A 16,963-nucleotide genomic window follows, 5' to 3' on the forward strand; every position below is an offset into this window, starting at 1 on the left:
TTCTTCGTTGCGTTCAGCGTTGCGTTCAGCGGTGTTGGGGCGCCACCAGGTGGGCGCATGTGATGAGGTCCAGTGAGGCGTGGCCGGTGGAGCTGAAGACGGTGGTGCGACCGTCGAGCCGGGTGTGGTCGCCGGTCTCCAGGGCTTCCAGGTCGAGCGCCGCGCGGTGGATCTCGCCGGCCTCGGCGACGGCGGTCTCGACGGATTCGACGATGAGCGTGCCGGCGGCCAGCAACGAGCGCGGCAGCTCGCGCGACTGCGGGGTGTGCGCGCCCATGCAGTTGATGTGCACGTGGTCCGGCAGGTCGGCGGCGATCGGCAGCGGCAGAACCGACGTGGTCGCCGTGGAGACGACGTCCGCTCCGAAGGTGGCCTCCGCGGCCGACGCGCAGGCCACGGCCCGGGCCCGGCCCGCGGCCCGGATGCGTTCGCACAGCGCCTCGGCGTGCGCGGCGGTACGGGAGTGGACCCGCACCCGCGAGATCTCCCGCACCGCCGAGACGCCCAGATACTGATGCCATGCCTGCACCCCGGAGCCGATGATCCCGAGGACGGCGCTGTCGGGGGCGGCGCAGCGGTCGGTGACCACGGCCGTCACGGCGGCGCACTTGAGGTTGGTCACGGCCGTACCGTCCAGCACCGCCAGCAGTTCCCCGGTCGCCGTCGAGAAGACCGGGACCACCGACGTCACGGTCGGCCCCGGCCCGTGGGCGATGGTGGCGGTCTTGGCGATGTAGAGCCCGTGGTCGGCGGAGACGGCCGGCATCGACACGAACCTGACGCCCCGCTCGTCCTCGACGACCTGCCGCATCGGCACGATCATCCGGCGCACCGCCCCGCCGCGCAGGCCGTCCCGCATCAGCTCGGCCACGGCGGTCACGTCGTCCGTCGAGACTTCCGGGAGCACGAGTGTCATGCGAGCCCCGCCAGCACGTCCACGAGGTCGGTCGCGAACCTCTCGGTCAGCTCCGTCGGCATGTCGCCCCGCAGCATCATCCGTACGCCCGCCTGCCCCTGCGCCACGATCGGGAAGAACATGGCGGAGCAGTAGTAGCCGCGCCGGTAGAGCTCGGTCGACAGCCGCACCGACCGGTCGTTGTCGCCGACGGTGACGAACTTGATGTGCGATCCGCCGCCCCGGACGTCGTGTCCGCGCAGCCGGTCGTCGAAGAGCTCGATGTTGCGCGCGAGTTGTCGCCGGCGCTCCCCGAGCTCCGGGCCGCGGTGCACTTCCAGGGCGCCCAGGGTGGTACCGACCGCGGCCGTCCGCAGCCCCTGCGACCAGGCCAACGGCCCCGACCGGTACAGGAATTCGTAGACGTCGCGCTCGCCGATCATCGCGATGCCCCCGGTGCTGCCGAACGCCTTGGCGATCGACGCGACGACGATCGTCCGGGAACCGAGGTCCTCGAACACCGTGCGCGCGTAGCCCTGGCCGTGATCGCCCACGGCCGACAGCGCGTGCGAGTCGTCGAGGTAGACGAACATGCCGTAGCGGTCCTGAAGAGCCTTGATCCCTTCCAGGTCCGCCTGTCCGCCGACCGAGTAGACGCCCTCGCAGACGTAGGCGACCCGCGGGTACCGCTTGCAGACGTCCTCGAGGAACTCCATGTCGTTGTGCGGACAGGTCAGAACCAGCGTCTCGTCGGCGACGACGGGCTTGAGGAAGTTCATGGAGAAGTGCGCGAACCGGTCGAAGACCACGACCAGGGGCTCGCCGTCCGTCAGATGTCCGGAGGCCAGCAGCGGCAGGATCGCCGCGCTCAACACCCCGCAGGACACGGACGGCAGGACGTGGGCGCCGAAGTGCTCGGCGAGCTCCTCCTCCAGCCGGTCCAGGATCCCCAGCCGGATCCGGAACTCGCCCATGGACAGGCCGGTGATCCGCTCCTCGGCCAGCGCGGCCCGCCCCGCCTCGATCACCGTGGGGTGGCTGTTGAGCCCCAGGTACGAGCACGACGACAGGTTGGCGAACTCGTGCCCGGTCCGGATCTCGCGCAGCCGGTTCTGGCCGTCGACGGCCTCGACCACCAGCCCGAGCATCCCGTGCTTCTCGGCCAGGCCCCATGCGGCCTCGCTCGCAGGCACCATCTTCCGGTTGTTCCGGAACCGGTGCGGGCCGACGATGTCGGGGCTCACCGGACATCACCGGCCTGGGAACCGAGCCAGCCGCCGAGCCGGGCGATGGCCTGGCGCGCCTTGGCCAGCCGTGTGTAGTGCAGATGCCACACGTGCACCATGCCGGGCCAGACCTCGAGCACGCCCGTGGACCCGGCGCGCCGCAGGGCGGCCGCGAATCGCTCCGCGTCGCTGAGCAGGATCTCGCGGCTGCCCACCTGGATGAGCACCGGCGGCAGCCCGGCCGGATCCCCGTACAGCGGGGACGCGTAGGGAGTCGTCGGCGCGACGCCCGCCAGGTACGACCCGGTGACCAGGGCGACGATGTGCTCGCTGACCAAGGGGTCTTCGTCCGCCACCGTCCGGAAGCTGTCCCCCGTGCCGGCCAGGTCGGTCCACGGTGACACGCACGCCGCCGCGGCCGGCAGCGGCAGCCCCAGGTCCCGGAGCTTGAGCAGCGTCGCGAGCACCAGGCCGCCGCCCGCCGAGTCACCCGCGAACACCACGTTCGAGGGCGTGACGCCGGTCGCGAGCAGGCTCTCGTAGGCCGCCACCGCGTCGTCGAGCGCCGCCGGGTAGGGGTGCTCGGGGGCTCGCCGGTAGTCGACGAAGAACATGCCGCAGCCGGCCGCCCTCGCGATCTCCGACACCAGTCCGCCATGGCTGCGCAGCGATCCGTAGACGTATCCGCCGCCGTGCAGGTAGAGCCCCGTCCGGGAGCCCGTCACGTTCGGCGGGGTCAACAGATACCCGCCGTCGCGGTGTTCGACCTCGATGTCGTCGGCGATCGGCGTGCCCCACGAGTCGTAGAACAGCCGGGCCTCGTCGATGGCGTCGGGCCAGTCGTCCGCCGCGAGCACCGCCAGAAGCTCTTCGAGTTCCGCGACCTCGCTCTCGGACATGACGGGCACGGCGAATCCCGTCGGTGTCGTCACCGGGGTGCCCCGCCCTCGACGCCGACCGGGTCGACGCCGCGGTGGTAGCGCTCGCGCGCGGCCTCGTCCGGCACCTCGAGGCCGGGCTCGGGGACCTGGAGGCGGTAGTGCCGGTACCACTTCGCCAGCTCGTCGCTGTCGGCGAACTGGTACTCCAGGTGCCGGATGGGGCGGCGCGCGGGCTTGCCCGGATCGGCCGGGCGGGGCTGGGAGCCGGCGTGCGCCAGCCCGCCGTCCACCTCGTTGAACAGGACGATCATCACCAGGTCGGCGGACAGGTCGACGTCCACCGCGCTCGCGTAGCCGGCCAGGATCCGCCCGGCGTGTTCCTCCTTGACCGCCACGTTGAAGCTGTGCGGCATCAGCTCGACGAGGTCGGCGGGCGGCACCTCCGAGTCCCGGCAGTAGGCGCGGGTGTCGCAGACGATCGGCAGACCGCCGTCGATGTTGGTGTTGGGTCCGTAGATGTTCGCGATGAACGACGTCGCGGCGTCGAAGTGCACGCACTTGGTCGTCAGGAACTCGCGCTCGGTGGTGTGGTCGCCGTTCGGGGTGAAGTGGGTGTTCTTGTTGTAGCCGTCGACGTCCATGCCGGCGATGCGGTCGTAGCCCATCGGGACCGGGCTGAACGCCGAGACGTCCACCCGCTCGCCGAAGGCGCGGAACAGCGACTCCAGATAGTCGCGCGCCACCGAGGCGTCCCGCTCGTCGTGGACGTCCAGCCCGTGCTGCGCCAGCGTCCGGTCGACGCCGCGGCAGACGGCGACGCCGGCGCCGCCGGACACGAGCTCCACCAGTTCGTCGACGAGCTCGTCGCCGACCCGGTGCAGACGCCCGTCGACGAGCTTGGTCTCGTGGGCCGACACGTCGATGATCGCGTGCTGCGGCAGGATCTTCACTGCGGTCTCCTGATTCACTGGTGCCGGTACGGAGCGGCTTCGGCATCGGCCGCGTGGAGCTGGAGCATGCGCCGGGCCCGCAGGACGAACGGCGGGGCCAGCACGCGGTCCTTCTCGACCGCGAAGCCGTAGGGCGTGTTGTCGTAGTCCTCGACGACGCGCCGGTATTCGGCGATCTCGTCCGGGCCGACCGAGAATGCCTCGGCGATCACGTCCACCTGCCGGGGGTGGATGGCGGCCTTGCCGGTGAATCCGGCGTCCCGCGCCGCCCGGCATTGCGCCTCGACCAGGGCCAGGTCGTGCAGTTCGAACGAGTTGGTGTCGATGGCGGGCAGCCGGTGCCTGGCCGCGGCGACACAGAGCCGGGCCCGCGCGTAGTCCAGGTACGTCTCGTTCGCGGCGTACAGCTCGGCCGTCAGGTCGGCCTGGCCGAAGCACAGGCCGTCGCTCACCGCGGCGATGGCGAAGGCGTTCTCGACGGCGTCGACGGTCTCGATGAAGCTGACGACGCGCGGCGGGTGCGAGGTACGCGCGAGCAGTGACCGGTAGACCGCCACGTCGCCGGGTCCGGCGATCTTGGGGATGAAGATCGCGTCGATCGCAACGCCGCCGATCATGGCGTCCTGGTCGATCAACGCCTTCATGTCCTCCAGGCCGTCGTAGGTCGCGATGCTGTTCACCCGCAGGCCGAGGGCGGGCAGCCCGGCCCGGGTCAGGTCCGCCGCCGCCAGGCCCGCGCGCGCCTCGGCCTTCCTGACCGGATGGGTGGAGTCCTCCAGGTCCAAAACGAGCATGTCCGCCCGGACCCGGCCCGGCCGGGCCACCGAATCCAGCAGCAACGCCGGGGTGTAGAGGAGACTCGCGTGCGGCTTCATCGTGCGCTCTCCCTTCCGAACAGCAGGTTCATCTTCCGCAGCGAGAACTCCTCGTAGCGGATCGGCTCGTACTTCGCGGGGCGGTCCGTCGCGAACTTCGGGAAGCACTCGATGACCGTGTCGTCGTTGGCCAGCTTGAAGAACGCGATGGACTGCCGCCGCCGGTCGGCGAGCCGGACCCGGTGCGGCGTCGAGACGTACTCGTCGTTCGACCAACGGGCCATCAGGTCACCGATGTTGACGATGAAGCTGTCGCGGTCTCGGACGTCGATGTCCAGCCACCGGCCCGAGCGATCCTGGATCTGCAGGCCGGGGCCGTCCTGGGTGAGCAGCGTGATCAGCGTGCCGTCGGTGTGCTGCCCCATGCCCTGGTCGTTGACGAACTCCGGGGCGATTCCCGGGTAGAGGTGCGATCGGAGCGAGTCGTTCGACGTGTCCGTCCGGGTGGCGAAGAAGTCGCGCGGCAGGTCGAGGGCCAGGGCCAGCAGCTCGGCGATCCGGCCGGCCACGCTCTCGCATGCCTCGAAGTACCGCTTCAGTGCCGTGCGGAGCGCCGCACCCGTCTCGTCGGCGGGAAAGGGCAGGTCCTCGTCGTCGCGCAGGATCAGCCGGCCGACGCTGAACTTCTCGACGTAGTCCGACGGCATGCCGTGCTTGCCGGTGTAGGCGTAGGCGTTCTCGGACAGCAGAGCGCTGTGTCCGTAGGGGCTGTAGTCGTTGTCGCCGCGCACGGTGCTCGTACGCATCGCGAATTCGCGCTTCGTGACGAGCGGGAGCCGGAAGAAGCGGAGCGACGCGGCGTAGGCGTCGTCGAAGACCTCGGGGGCGATCCCGTGGCCGCGCACGATGAAGAATCCCGTTCGCCGGCACGCTTCGGAGATCTCGTCGGCGACCTCCCGCTCGGCCTCCGGGCGCGCCGGTTCCAAGGTGATGACCGGGATCATCGGTCTTCCTTCTGCCGGGGGACGAGGATCGTCCGCTCGAATTCGATCACTGTCGCGCCGTCCTGGTTCAGGCCGGTGGTGTGGACGGTCACGATCCCTTCACCGGGCCGGTTCCTCGACTCCCGCTTGGTGAGGATGCGGGTCCGCGCGTAGAGCGTGTCGCCGACGAACACCGGTGCGGTCAGCCGCACTTTGTCCCAGCCGAGGTTGGCGACGCCCTTGGAGCTGATGGTGGCCACGGTCATCCCGTTGACGATCCCGAAGGTGACCAGGCTCGACACCACCAGCCGGCCGAACGCGGTCTGCTCGGCGTAGACGGCGTCGATGTGCAGCGGATGCTGGTTGAGGCAGAGCAGGGAGCTCCATACGTTGTCGCTCATGGTGATCGTCCGGCCCGGCCGGTGCTCGACGACCTCGCCGGGGACGAAGTCCTCGTAGACCATGCCGCCGTCTTCCCGGTAGGTTCCGGGGCCGACGGCGACGAATGAGTTCGTCTTCACCGCTTCTCTCCTTCGATGCCGGCTTCGATGCCGGCTCGGCGCAGTGCCGACCGGGCCGATCTCAGCGCCGCGTCGGCGGCCGTCGGGGCCAGGCCGACTCCCCAGAACGTCCGGCCTCCCGCGTCCAGGGCCGCGAAACAGGCTTTCGACTCGGCCGTCGTGGCTGATGCGGCTGATGTGGCTGATGCGGTTGATGCCGCCGTTGCGGCCGACCTGCTCGTGACGACAACCTGGGTGAACTCGACTCCATACGCCGCGGCGAGCTCCACGACGACCTCGCGCTCGTCGGCATCGGGGCGCGACGCGGGCGAGTCGTCGACGCAGTAGGTCTCCTGGAAGAGCCGCCAGATCTCGGCCGGGCCCAGTTCGCGCGCCGTGGCGTCGGTGACGTCCTGGACGGCGGTCGCGAAGTCGCGCCGCAGTCCCGTCGGCAGGTCGAGCCCCCAACCGGTCTTCAGCACATAGGCGATGCCGCCCTTGCCCGACTGGCTGTTCACGCGGATGATCGCCTGATAGTCGCGGCCGACGTCCTTCGGGTCGATCGGCAGGTACGGGACCTGCCATGCCAGGTCTCCGACGTCCCGACCGCCGCTCGCGGCCAGCGCCGCCAGGCCCTTCGCGATGGCGTCCTGGTGGGTGCCGGAGAAGGCGGTGTACACCAGGTCTCCGGCGTAGGGGTGTCGCGGGTGCACCGGCAACCGGTTGCAGTCCTCGACGATCTCGCGGACGGCGTCGATGTCGGAGATCTCCAGCTCGGGATCGACGCCGCGGCTGAACAGGTTGAGCGCGAGCGTCACCAGACAGACGTTCCCGGTGCGCTCGCCGTTGCCGAACAGCGTGCCCTCGACCCGGTCGGCCCCGGCCAGCAGCGCCAGTTCGGCCGACGCGACGGCCGTACCTCGATCGTTGTGCGGGTGCACCGACAGGATGATCGACTCCCGTCGATCGAGGTTGCGGTGCATCCACTCCACCTGGTCGGCGAAGACATTGGGCGAGTGCGTCTCCACGGTGGTCGGGAGATTCAGCACGAGCGGCCGGTCGGGTGTGGCGTCGACGACCTCCGCGACACGGTTCGCGATCTCCAGCGCGAACTCAGGCTCGGTCACGTTGAAGGTCTCCGGCGAGTACTCGAACCGGATGTCCGAGCCGGTCTCGCGCTCCGCCAGCCGCACCATGTGCCGCGCGCCGTCGACGGCCATGCGCAGGACCTCCTCCCGCGACATGCCGAACACCACCTCGCGCCACAGACACGCCGTCGCGTGACACAAATGCACCACCGCGCGTTCGGCTCCGCGAATCGCGTCGAAGGTCCGCTCGATGAGTTCGGGGCGGGCCGGCGTGAAAACCGACACCGTCACGTCGTCCGGAATCCCCTCCTTGGCCACCAATTCCCGAACGAAATCGAAATCGTCGACGCTCGCCGCCGGATATCCGATCTCGATATCTTTGAAACCCATCGCGACGAGCAGTTCGAACATGCGCTTCTTCCGGCGCATGTCCATGGGCTCGGCCAGGGCCTGATTCCCGTCCCGGAGATCGACCGAGGCCCACACCGGAGCGCGATCGAGCACCCGATCGGGCCACCCTCGCGACCGGCCGGCCGGCCGCCCCGTCGGCTCGTCCCGCGCATAGCGGTGAAACGGCATCGACGAGGGGCGCTGCGGAAATCCCCGATGCTGCCCCGACAAAGAAAATGGCGAGCCCGTTGCACTTACTCCCACGATGACTCCCTCTCGCAGTTCTCAGCGCTCCGACAGTACGAGCGCGCACCACGGCGGGAAATCAGAGGATCCTCTAGACCGAACCCTGGAATCGGACTAATTCAGCGTATTCAGGCCCGGCCGGCAGATTTCCCGGTTGACGTCACCGGTTTCGACACGGCTAGGATTTCGCAACACTGCTCGGCAACGAATTCACTGCCTCGTGTCACCGCCTCATGCGAAATGGCAACCTCCATGGCCAACTCGACCAGTTCCGACAACTACGCGCCGAAAGTGGGCAATGCGGCCCTGCGACCCGGCCGCGTTCTGGCGGTGGTCAGCCTGGGCTACGGGATGATCGTCATCGACATCAGCATCGTCAACGTCGCGATCCCGGCGATCCGTTCCAGCCTGCACGCGAGCCTGGCGACGATGCAGCTCGTCGTCGACGCGTACGTGATCGTCCTCGCCAGCCTCGTGCTGGCCGGAGCCGCGGCGGTCGGACGGTACGGCGCGGTGCCGATGTTCCGCCTCGGCATCGCCGTGTTCGGGGTGACATCCCTGTTGTGCGGAGCCGCTCCCGACGGCGCCGTGCTGGTGGCCATGCGGGCGGCACAGGGACTTGGCGCGGTATTGCTCGTGCCTGCCACGTTGGTGATGCTCTCCGACACCTACAAGGACCCGAACGATCGTGCCAAAGCCGTGGCCGTCTGGGCGATGGTCGCCGGCAGCCCGGTCGCGTTCGGCCCCATTCTCGGCGGCGCCCTCGTCGCGGCGGTCGGATGGCGGAGCATCTTCTTCGTCAATGTGCCGGTCGTCCTGGTCACCTTGTGGCTTTCGGCCCGTCATATGCCGCGGAGCGAAGGGGACAAGGAGGATAGGGAGGACAAGGAGGACAAGAAAAAGGAACCCCAGGATGTCCCGGGGCAGTTCCTGGCCATCGTCTTCCTCGGCGGTGTCGCGCTGGCTCTCACCGAAGGGCGCGAGCTGGGCTGGACCGCCCCGCTGCCCGTCGTGGCATCCGTGACGGCGCTCGTCGCGTTCGCCGCCTTCGTGGTCAGACAGCGCACGTACGCGTTCCCCATGATCCCGAGCGACCTGTTCCGAGCCCCGGGATTTCGCGGCTTCGTCACGGTGGGCCTGCTGCTCTTCACCGGCTACTACGGGCTGGTGTTCTCCATCAGCGTGTTCCTCCAGCAGGTGCACGGTTACGGTCCGGTCGCCACCGGACTCTGCTTCCTGCCTTCGGCGCTGCCGATCACCTTCATGCCCCTGGTCGCCGGACGCGTCAACGCCGGACTCGGCCCCCTACGGGTCCTGGTCGTCGCGACATTCCTGACCCTGGTCGGCGGGCTGCTGCTGATCGTCGTGGGCGGTGACGCCCCGATCGGTGTCGGGATCGGGCTCACGTTCATCGGACTCGGCTTCGGTCTCGCGACCGTGCCGCAGATCACCCTGGTCATGGCGACGGCCCCGCAGCACCGCATGGCCATCGCCAGTGGACTGCTGTCGGCGGCCCGACAGTCGGGAACCATGATCGGCGTCGCCCTGATCGGCGGTCTCCAGTCCGGCGACAACATCGCCGCACCGGCGCTCGCGGCCGTCGTGGCCTATCTGCTGATGGCGGTGGCCGCCGGCCTCGGTGGTCGAAGACTGCCCGCCCACACCGCCTAGTGCCGTGCACGGTCCTCGGGGCATCGGTTCATCGGACTCATCACATACCGGAGCACTCATGTCTGAGCACCAGGCGGGTCGCGACCTCGCGTCTCGGGTCGAGGCCCTCCGGGCGAACGATCCCGAATTCGCCCGAGCGGCCTCGTCGCCGAGCGTCGCCGAGGCCATCCGACGCTCCGAGGGCAGCCTCATCGGCACCATCGCTGCCGCCATGAGCGGTTACGCGGACCGACCGGCGCTCGGACACCGAGCCACGCGCATCGTCCGCGATCCCGTCACCGGCCGCCGCACGCTCGAACTCCTGCCCCGGTTCGAGACGCTGACCTACGCCGAGCTGTGGCGGCGGGTGGGCATGCTGGCCAACGCCTGGGCCGACCGCGTCGCCGGCGGCATACGCGTCGGCGACTTCGTCGGAGTGCTCGGATTCACCGGCGTCGACCACGCCACGATCGACCTGGCCTGCATGTACCTGGGGGCGGTGTCGGTTCCGCTGCCCATCGGATCGTCCGTGGTACGACTGGCGCCCATCATCGCCGAAACGGGGCCGCGGATCCTCGCCGCCGACATCGGTTCGATCGAGGCCGCGGTCGACGCCGTCCTGGCGTCCGACTCCATCGAACGCCTGGTCGTCTTCGACTGCGACGCACACGTGGACGACCACCAAGAGGCTCTTCGGGCCGCCGTCGACAAGCTGAACGGGCGAGCCGCGGTGGTGTCCCTCCAGGACGAACTGCGCCGTGGCGGGCGACTGCCCGCCGCGGAACCGTGTGACGACGGTGATCCGGATCGGCTGGTCGGCCTGATCTACACGTCCGGAAGCACCGGCACACCCAAGGGTGCGATGTACACCGCGTCCATGACCACGAGGATGTGGCAGACCGGCCGCAGCGGCATGGCCAACGCCGGGGCGAGCCGCGATACGCCGGTGCCGACGATCGTCCTGCACTACATGCCCATGAGCCACGTCAACGGCCGCGCCTGGCTGATCTCCGGGCTTTCCTCCGGCGGTATCGGGTACTTCGCGGCCCGTAGCGACATGTCCACGCTGTTCGACGACATCCGCCTGTCGCGGCCCACCGTGCTGAGCCTGGTGCCGAGGATCTGCGACATGGTGTACCAGCAGTACCTGCTCGAAGCCGATCGCCTCTCCCGCACCGGTACGGGCGGCGGATCCGGCACCGGCAACGGCTCCGGCTCCGGCTCCGGCTCCGGCTCCGGTACCGGAAACGACACCGGCACCGGCACCGCTCGATCGGATGCCGAAGCGGCCGCGCGCGACCAGGTCCGGGACGGCATGCTCGGCGGCCGGATCGTCAGCGCCCTGTGTGGAAGCGCGCCGTTGTCGGCGGCGATGCACGCGTTCATGGCGTCGGTCCTCGGTACGAAGGTCGTCGACTGTTACGGGTCGACGGAGACGACCCGGGCGGTCGTCGTCGATCGGCGGGTGCGCCGTCCGCCGGTGACCGACTATCGGCTGGTCGACGTGCCGGAACTCGGCTACTTCGCGACCGACAAGCCCCACCCCCGGGGCGAACTCCGGCTGAAATCGGTCGGGTTGGTGCCGGGGTACTACAAGCAGCCCGCGGTGAACGCACAGTCCTTCGACGAGGACGGCTACTACAAGACGGGTGACGTATTCGCCGAGCTCGCACCCGACCGACTGGTCTACGTCGACCGGATCAACAACGTCGTGAAGCTCTCCCAAGGGGAGTTCGTCGCCATATCCCGGCTGGAGGCGATGTACTCGACCAGCCCGTACATCGCACAGATCCACGTCCACGGCAGCAGCGAGGAGGCGTTCCTGCTCGCGGTGGTCGTCCCCGACCGGGATCGGGCTGCGCAGGCCGAAGACGGCGCGACGGCCGACGACGCGATACGGGCGACCATCCTGGACTCGATGCGGGAACTCGCCCGCGAGGCGGGCCTCAACGCGTACGAGGTCCCTTATGACATCGTCCTCGAACCGCGGCCGTTCACGGTCGAGAACGGACTGCTGTCGGGGGTCGGCAAGCTCCTGCGCCCCGCCCTCAAGGAGCGCTACGGCGCTCGGCTGGAGCAGTTGTACGCGGACATCGCGGCCGGCCGCGCGGGCCGGTTCGCGGCGCTGCGGGCCGCCGGTCGGAGCGTCGCACCGTTGGACGCGGTCCTCGCCGCGGTTCAGATCACTCTCGGCTACCCCTCGGCGTCGGTTCGACCGGAGGCCGATTTCACCGATCTGGGCGGCGACTCCCTGTCGGCGCACACCTTCTCGACGGTCCTCGAGCAGATCTTCGACATCGAGGTCCCCGTCCAGGTCGTCTTCGGTCCCACCTCGACGCTGACCCGCATCGCGGACTACATCGCGGATCACCTCACGGACCCCATCGCGGATCCCATCGGCTCGGCGCGTGGGACACACGCGCCGCGCCCCACGTTCGCCTCGGTACACGGTCGCGACGCGGTCGAGGTGAGGGCGAGCGATCTGACCCCCGACCGGTTCGTCGACGAGCGGGTCCTCGCCCGGGCCCCGAAGCCACCGGACCGGGCCGACCCGGCCCGAAACGTGCTGCTCACCGGGCCGACCGGGTACCTCGGCAGGTTCCTGGCGATCGAGTGCCTCCAGCGCGTCGCCGAAACGGGCGGACGGCTGACATGTCTGGCCCGCGCGGCCGACGACGCGTCCGCCCGGCAACGCGTGCTCCAGTGCCTGCGCGCCGCGTCGGCGGACCGACCCGACTGGTTCGACACGATCGCGGCGGAGCATCTGGAGGTCCTGGCCGCCGACGTGTCCGCGCCGAAACTGGGCCTGGACGAGGTGACGTGGGAGCGGATGGCCACCGAGACCGATCGGATCGTGCACACCGCGGCCCTGGTCAACCACGTGCTCCCGTACAGCCGGTTGTTCGCGCCGAACGTCGCCGCGACGGCGGAACTGATCGAGCTCGCGCTCACCCGTCGGATGAAGCGGTTCACCTACGTCTCGACCATCGCGGCCGCGATGGAGCCCGACGGGTCGTTCCTCGACGAGGCGATCGACGTACGCGCGGCGTCCTCGTCACGCCGCCTGAACGACTCCGACGCGAACGGATACGCCACCAGCAAGTGGGCCGGCGAGGTCCTCCTGCGGGAGACCCACGACCGAACGGGCCTGCCGGTCGTGGTGTTCCGCCCCGACATGATCCTGGCCCACCGCGGCCTGCCCGGCGGCCTGAACCCGACCGACCGGTTCACCAGGCTGATCCTCAGCATCGTCGCGACGGGCATGGCACCGCGCTCCTTCTACCGGCTCGACGCGGACGGCAATCGCCGGCGGGCCCACTACAGCGGCCTGCCCGTCGACTTCACGGCCCAGGCGATCGCATCCCTCAGCGCGCAAAATCCCGACGGGTACGTCACCTACAACACCGTCAACGCGAACGACGACGGCATCTCACTCGACGAAATCGTGGACTGGCTCGTCCGCGCGGGCCACCCGATCACCCGCTTCGACGACTACGAGCAGTGGCGCATGCGCTTCGAGGCAGCCATGCGAGGCATCCCCGACCACCAACGCCGCTTGTCCCTGCTCCCCTTGATGCATGCCTACGCCCACCCGGCCGAGCCGAGACCAATCTCCGCGATACCGGCCACACGGTTCACCACAGCAGTCGGCGACCTCGGCGTGGGCGGCGGCCTCGTGCCCTCGATCTCATCGGATTTCATCGCCAAGTGCGTCGCGGACCTGACGATGCTCGACATGCTTTGAGACGCCCGTGCACGACATCGAGCACACCCACGCCGCGCTTACCGAGACCGAGCCGCACATCGGGGCCGACGACCTACGACCATGAAACAAAAACGTTCCCGGCTGGTCACTAAGTGCGGGTGGGGTACAGGCGGGCACGTATGGCCGCGACAGCACCGCGAGCGTCGGCGGACTCCGGGTTGGCGACGATTGCGGCGAACGTGGAAGCGGCCTCGTGATCCGGGTCGAGAGCGCGCGCCTCCGCCTCGCAGACACGTGCCCAGCGCAGCGCCTCCGCCTCTCCTTGCGCCACCGTCAGCATCAGGAAGCCCACCATCCCGTAGAGGCGTTCCCCCCTGACCTTCGTCGGAACATCCGGGGCTTCCTCCTCGCCCAGCCGAGCCAGCGCGTCGACGTAGACGTTGCGGAAAAGATCCGGGATCCCCGCGGACCGAATCATGTCCCGAATGAGCCGAGGCATTTTCGACGTGTGAATAGGCGCGACAAGCGCGCTCTCGTAGTCGGCCAGTGCCTGCGTCCACTTGCCTTGGACGATGCGGGAGTGGGCGAGCAGCGCATGCGTTACCCCGTCGGTCAACGGCGGATCCCCGGACGTCAGCTCTTTCTCGGCGCCGACGAAGTCATAGGCCCTGATAAGCAGTCCGGCCCGTTGCAAGCGACCCAGGGAGGCACCGGACGTCAGCGCCAGGACCACGTCCAATGACCGCATGGCCTCGGCCTGACAACCCGACTCGGCTTGTATGCGAGCGAGTTCGATGAGCGGGTGGCGATGGTCCTCGGCCGCGAGCCGGGTCGCGTGGGCGGCCACCGCCACTGCCTCGGTTTGACGCCCCAGTAAGAGCAGTACGCGCCAGTGCCGGCAAGCGAGTTCGATGTCGTGTGGGTGCCGGGACACTGCGGCCTCCGCACGATCGAGGGCCTCGTGGGGCCGTTCAAGCTCCACGTCGGCGTCGATGGCGATGCAGTGGGTACGGGATTCGGCATCGTACCCATCGGCGAGCAGGCCGGCCGCCAGACCGCGCGCGGTGACGTGGTCGCCGTCTTCGTCGGCGATGACCATCGCCGCCTCGCGGCCTGCACAGTGCGTCGGGTCGGCCGCCAGGATCGCGGTGACCAGAGCGCGCGCCCGCTCGCGGGTCGCCTGAGGCCACGCGTGTCCGTAGGTCGCCGCCGCCTGCCACATCTCCCTGACCAACCGCGCTTGTTGGGTGAGGAGTTCGCCGTCACTACCGGCGCTTCCCGGCACGCCGAGACGGGGGTGCCCGACCGCAGCGCAAACCAAGGCGTAGACATCGGCCAGTTGCTCGACGATTGCGTTGGTCTCGATGTCCCGAATCACCCGGCGGATGGTCCTCGGCGACGGGTCCAGACGCAGGCAGGTCATCAGCAGGTCGCGAGCCTCTTCCACGTGCCCGAGCCACAGCTTGACCAGAGCCATCCTTGCCTGGATGTCCGGGCTGTGTGGGGCCCGAGCGAGGGCGTCGGCCAGCGCGGCCTCGGCAGCCGGCCAGCGGTACATCCGGCTGTGCGCGATGCCGCGGACCTCGTATCCATCGCTGCTGTGGGCGTCCAGCCGGATGGCCTCGTCGGCGGCCGCCAGCGCCTCGTCCACGCGGCCGGGAAGCAGGGTCAGGACGTTCCCCAGCAGGACCCACGAGTCCACGGCATCCGGGGCGAGTGCGATCGCGCGGCGGGCGTGCGATTCGGCCTCGGCCGTGCGGTTCTGGGCATAGCGGACCCAGGCGAGGCGCCGGTGGCCCCGAGCGGCGTTCGGGCGACGGGCGATGAGGAGGCCGGCGACCACGGCGGCCTCGTCCAAGCGGTCGTCGCAATACAGCAACCGCGCAAGTTGATTCAGGCCGTCGACGTGCTCGGGATCGGCCGCGAGGAGGCGGCGCAGCACCGGCTCTGCCTCGGCGTACCTACGGAGATCGATGAGGCTGCACGCCCGATCGACTTCCCTGCCCAAGGCGTCGGTGGCGCGCTCCGTCGGCATCAGAGCAGCTTCTTCTCGCGGAGGTAGGCGACGAGGTCGTCGTACGCGCCGCCCTCGTTCGCGAACAGCGCCACCGACTTGGCCGCCTCGAACCAAGGCGTGACCGATGACTTCAGCTCGCCCAGGGCGGTGTCGAAATCGGGCATGCCGATGAGCCGCACCTCGCCGGTGCGGATCGATGCGACGAGCGCCTTCTCGGCCGCCGACTCGCACAGGTGCGCCAGGTCCGCGCCCGAATAGCCGTCGGTGCGTTTGGCGAGCGACGTCACGTCGATCTCCTGGATCGGGCGCTCCCGCAGGTGGAAGCGCAGGATCTCTTCGCGCGCGACCTCGTCCGGTGGCAGCACGAGCAGGGTGCGGTCGAAGCGGCCGGGGCGACGGAGCGCGGTGTCGACATCCCACGGGCTGTTGGTGGCGCCGAGCACGAACACGCCCTCGTTCTGGGCATCGACCGAGTCCAGCTCCTGCAGGAACTGGTTGACGGTGGTGCGCATGGCGCTGCTGCGCAACTGGCTGCGGCGCTGTCCCAGCGCGTCCACCTCGTCGAAGAAGAGCACGCACGGGGCTTGGCGGCGCGCGGTCATGAAGATCTCGTGCAGGTTCCGCTCGGAACTGCCGGTCCACATGTCGAGCACGTCCGAGATACCGATCGAGATGAACGACGCGCCCAGCTCACCCGCCACCGCACGCGCGATGAACGTTTTGCCGCAACCCGGCGGGCCGTACAGGAGGAGGCCGCCGCGCAGCGACTTGCCGTACAGGCGGCGCAATTCGGGGTTGCGCATGGGGGCGAGGAAAGCGCTGTTGAGGCGGTCCTTGACCTGCTGGAGGCCGCCGACGTCAGCGAGCGTGACCGTGGGACGCTCCGTGTCGAAAGCGTCGGCCGGCTCCGGCCGGGCCTCGTCGTCGTTCGCCGCGCGGAAGCGTTCGGGCTTCGCGATGCCCTCCAGTTCGGCCTCGGCGGCCGACCAGTCGAAGGAGTTCTGCGCGGAGGCGGGAGCGCTCTCCGTCGGCGTCCGTACCTCGGCGGCTGAGGCGGACGGCGTCGGGGCTGCGGGCCTGGTGGCCGGGGCGGGCGCGGCGCCGGGGGGCTGACCGACAGCCTCGGCCATCAGTTCACGCGCCTGAGCCGAGCTCGGATCCAGCCGCAACGCCTCGGCGATCTCCATTACAGCGTCGACCGTGGCACCCTCGGCGATCAGCGCCTGCGCGAGGTGCAGGCGGTACCCGGGCTGGTCGGGTGCCGCCGCGACCGCTTGGCGCAGCGCCTTGACCAGAGGGCTTTCAGGGGAATCCGCTTCCGACATGCTGCTCCATTCAAAGATCCTCCGGGAGGCTAACGCTGTTGTTGTGTCGTCGCCTTGGCCCACGCCCTGTTCAGCGTTTTACGGCCAAGGCGTGGCCCTGTTCAGCGTTTTGTGGCCAAGGCGTACGGCGAAGACCGCGCGCGACGTAGTGGTGGCCGGCTCGGTCAAGCGACCGGCCACACCGGCAGGTCCGGCAGGTCCGGCAACAGCGATCCGTGCGGCCGGCCATGCGCGAGGCATCGCCGAGGACCTGACCCGATCCGAGGCCCCCTGCCCCTCGGCCCACGACCG

12 protein-coding genes are annotated in these 16,963 nt (G+C 69.5%); 2 read left to right on the forward strand and 10 right to left on the reverse strand.

Annotation, left to right across the window (positions count from 1 at the left end; all coding sequences use genetic code 11):
• Positions 1-25: 25 nt before the first annotated feature.
• From OG928_RS07415 to OG928_RS07450, 8 genes are read right to left on the reverse strand one after another with little or no spacing between them, the layout of a single operon-like run.
• Entirely contained in the window at positions 26-916 is an 891-nt protein-coding gene (locus OG928_RS07415; protein WP_406280780.1) for an ornithine cyclodeaminase family protein, read from the reverse strand.
• Positions 913-2,139, reverse strand: coding sequence for an aminotransferase class I/II-fold pyridoxal phosphate-dependent enzyme (locus OG928_RS07420; protein ID WP_406280782.1), 1,227 nt, complete (start codon positions 2,137-2,139; stop codon positions 913-915). The genes OG928_RS07415 and OG928_RS07420 overlap by 4 nt, the downstream gene beginning before the upstream one ends.
• Positions 2,136-3,020 (reverse strand): alpha/beta hydrolase, encoded by an 885-nt coding sequence (locus OG928_RS07425; protein WP_406290835.1) that lies wholly within the window; start codon positions 3,018-3,020, stop codon positions 2,136-2,138. Before OG928_RS07425 ends, OG928_RS07420 begins: the two co-directional genes overlap by 4 nt.
• Before the next feature lie 29 nt (positions 3,021-3,049).
• Entirely contained in the window at positions 3,050-3,952 is a 903-nt protein-coding gene (locus tag OG928_RS07430) for a hypothetical protein (RefSeq protein ID WP_406280784.1), read from the reverse strand.
• Positions 3,953-3,966: 14 nt separating this feature from the next.
• A complete protein-coding gene (locus OG928_RS07435; protein ID WP_406280786.1) occupies positions 3,967-4,827 on the reverse strand; it encodes an HpcH/HpaI aldolase/citrate lyase family protein in 861 nt (286 codons plus the stop codon).
• Positions 4,824-5,771, reverse strand: coding sequence for an isopenicillin N synthase family dioxygenase (locus tag OG928_RS07440; protein ID WP_406280788.1), 948 nt, complete (start codon positions 5,769-5,771; stop codon positions 4,824-4,826). Before OG928_RS07440 ends, OG928_RS07435 begins: the two co-directional genes overlap by 4 nt.
• Positions 5,768-6,271, reverse strand: a complete 504-nt coding sequence (locus OG928_RS07445; RefSeq protein WP_406280790.1) for a MaoC family dehydratase — start codon at positions 6,269-6,271, stop codon at positions 5,768-5,770. The genes OG928_RS07440 and OG928_RS07445 overlap by 4 nt, the downstream gene beginning before the upstream one ends.
• The gene (locus OG928_RS07450; protein WP_406280792.1) at positions 6,268-7,917 is read right to left on the reverse strand and encodes a 2-isopropylmalate synthase; all 1,650 of its coding nucleotides are present in this window, start codon (positions 7,915-7,917) and stop codon (positions 6,268-6,270) included. The genes OG928_RS07445 and OG928_RS07450 overlap by 4 nt, the downstream gene beginning before the upstream one ends.
• Positions 7,918-8,226: 309 nt before the next feature.
• Here OG928_RS07450 and OG928_RS07455 point away from each other — a divergent pair, with 309 nt between their 5' ends.
• Complete coding sequence (locus OG928_RS07455; RefSeq protein ID WP_406280794.1) at positions 8,227-9,645, forward strand: MFS transporter; 1,419 nt, start codon at positions 8,227-8,229, stop codon at positions 9,643-9,645.
• A 58-nt stretch (positions 9,646-9,703) separates the two neighbouring features.
• Entirely contained in the window at positions 9,704-13,369 is a 3,666-nt protein-coding gene (gene car, locus OG928_RS07460; protein ID WP_406280796.1) for a carboxylic acid reductase, read from the forward strand.
• Between the two features lie 109 nt (positions 13,370-13,478).
• Here car and OG928_RS07465 read toward each other — a convergent pair whose 3' ends face one another.
• On the reverse strand, positions 13,479-15,365 hold the full coding sequence (locus OG928_RS07465; RefSeq protein ID WP_406280798.1) for a tetratricopeptide repeat protein: 1,887 nt from the start codon (positions 15,363-15,365) through the stop codon (positions 13,479-13,481).
• Complete coding sequence (locus OG928_RS07470) at positions 15,365-16,672, reverse strand: AAA family ATPase (protein WP_406280799.1); 1,308 nt, start codon at positions 16,670-16,672, stop codon at positions 15,365-15,367. Before OG928_RS07470 ends, OG928_RS07465 begins: the two co-directional genes overlap by 1 nt.
• Positions 16,673-16,963 lie beyond the last annotated feature (291 nt).

It is taken from the genome of Embleya sp. NBC_00896 (assembly GCF_045207785.1).
Lineage (GTDB): Bacteria > Actinomycetota > Actinomycetes > Streptomycetales > Streptomycetaceae > Embleya.

Coding starts and splice junctions, on each gene's coding strand:
- OG928_RS07435 (WP_406280786.1), bottom strand. CDS start 4,827: ATGAAGCCGCACGCGAGTCTCCTCTACACCCCGGCGTTGCTGCTGGAT.
- OG928_RS07465 (WP_406280798.1), bottom strand. CDS start 15,365: ATGCCGACGGAGCGCGCCACCGACGCCTTGGGCAGGGAAGTCGATCGG.
- OG928_RS07450 (WP_406280792.1), bottom strand. CDS start 7,917: ATGCCGTTTCACCGCTATGCGCGGGACGAGCCGACGGGGCGGCCGGCC.
- OG928_RS07470 (WP_406280799.1), bottom strand. CDS start 16,672: ATGTCGGAAGCGGATTCCCCTGAAAGCCCTCTGGTCAAGGCGCTGCGC.
- OG928_RS07455 (WP_406280794.1), top strand. CDS start 8,227: ATGGCCAACTCGACCAGTTCCGACAACTACGCGCCGAAAGTGGGCAAT.
- car (WP_406280796.1), top strand. CDS start 9,704: ATGTCTGAGCACCAGGCGGGTCGCGACCTCGCGTCTCGGGTCGAGGCC.
- OG928_RS07440 (WP_406280788.1), bottom strand. CDS start 5,771: ATGATCCCGGTCATCACCTTGGAACCGGCGCGCCCGGAGGCCGAGCGG.
- OG928_RS07415 (WP_406280780.1), bottom strand. CDS start 916: ATGACACTCGTGCTCCCGGAAGTCTCGACGGACGACGTGACCGCCGTG.
- OG928_RS07425 (WP_406290835.1), bottom strand. CDS start 3,020: ATGTCCGAGAGCGAGGTCGCGGAACTCGAAGAGCTTCTGGCGGTGCTC.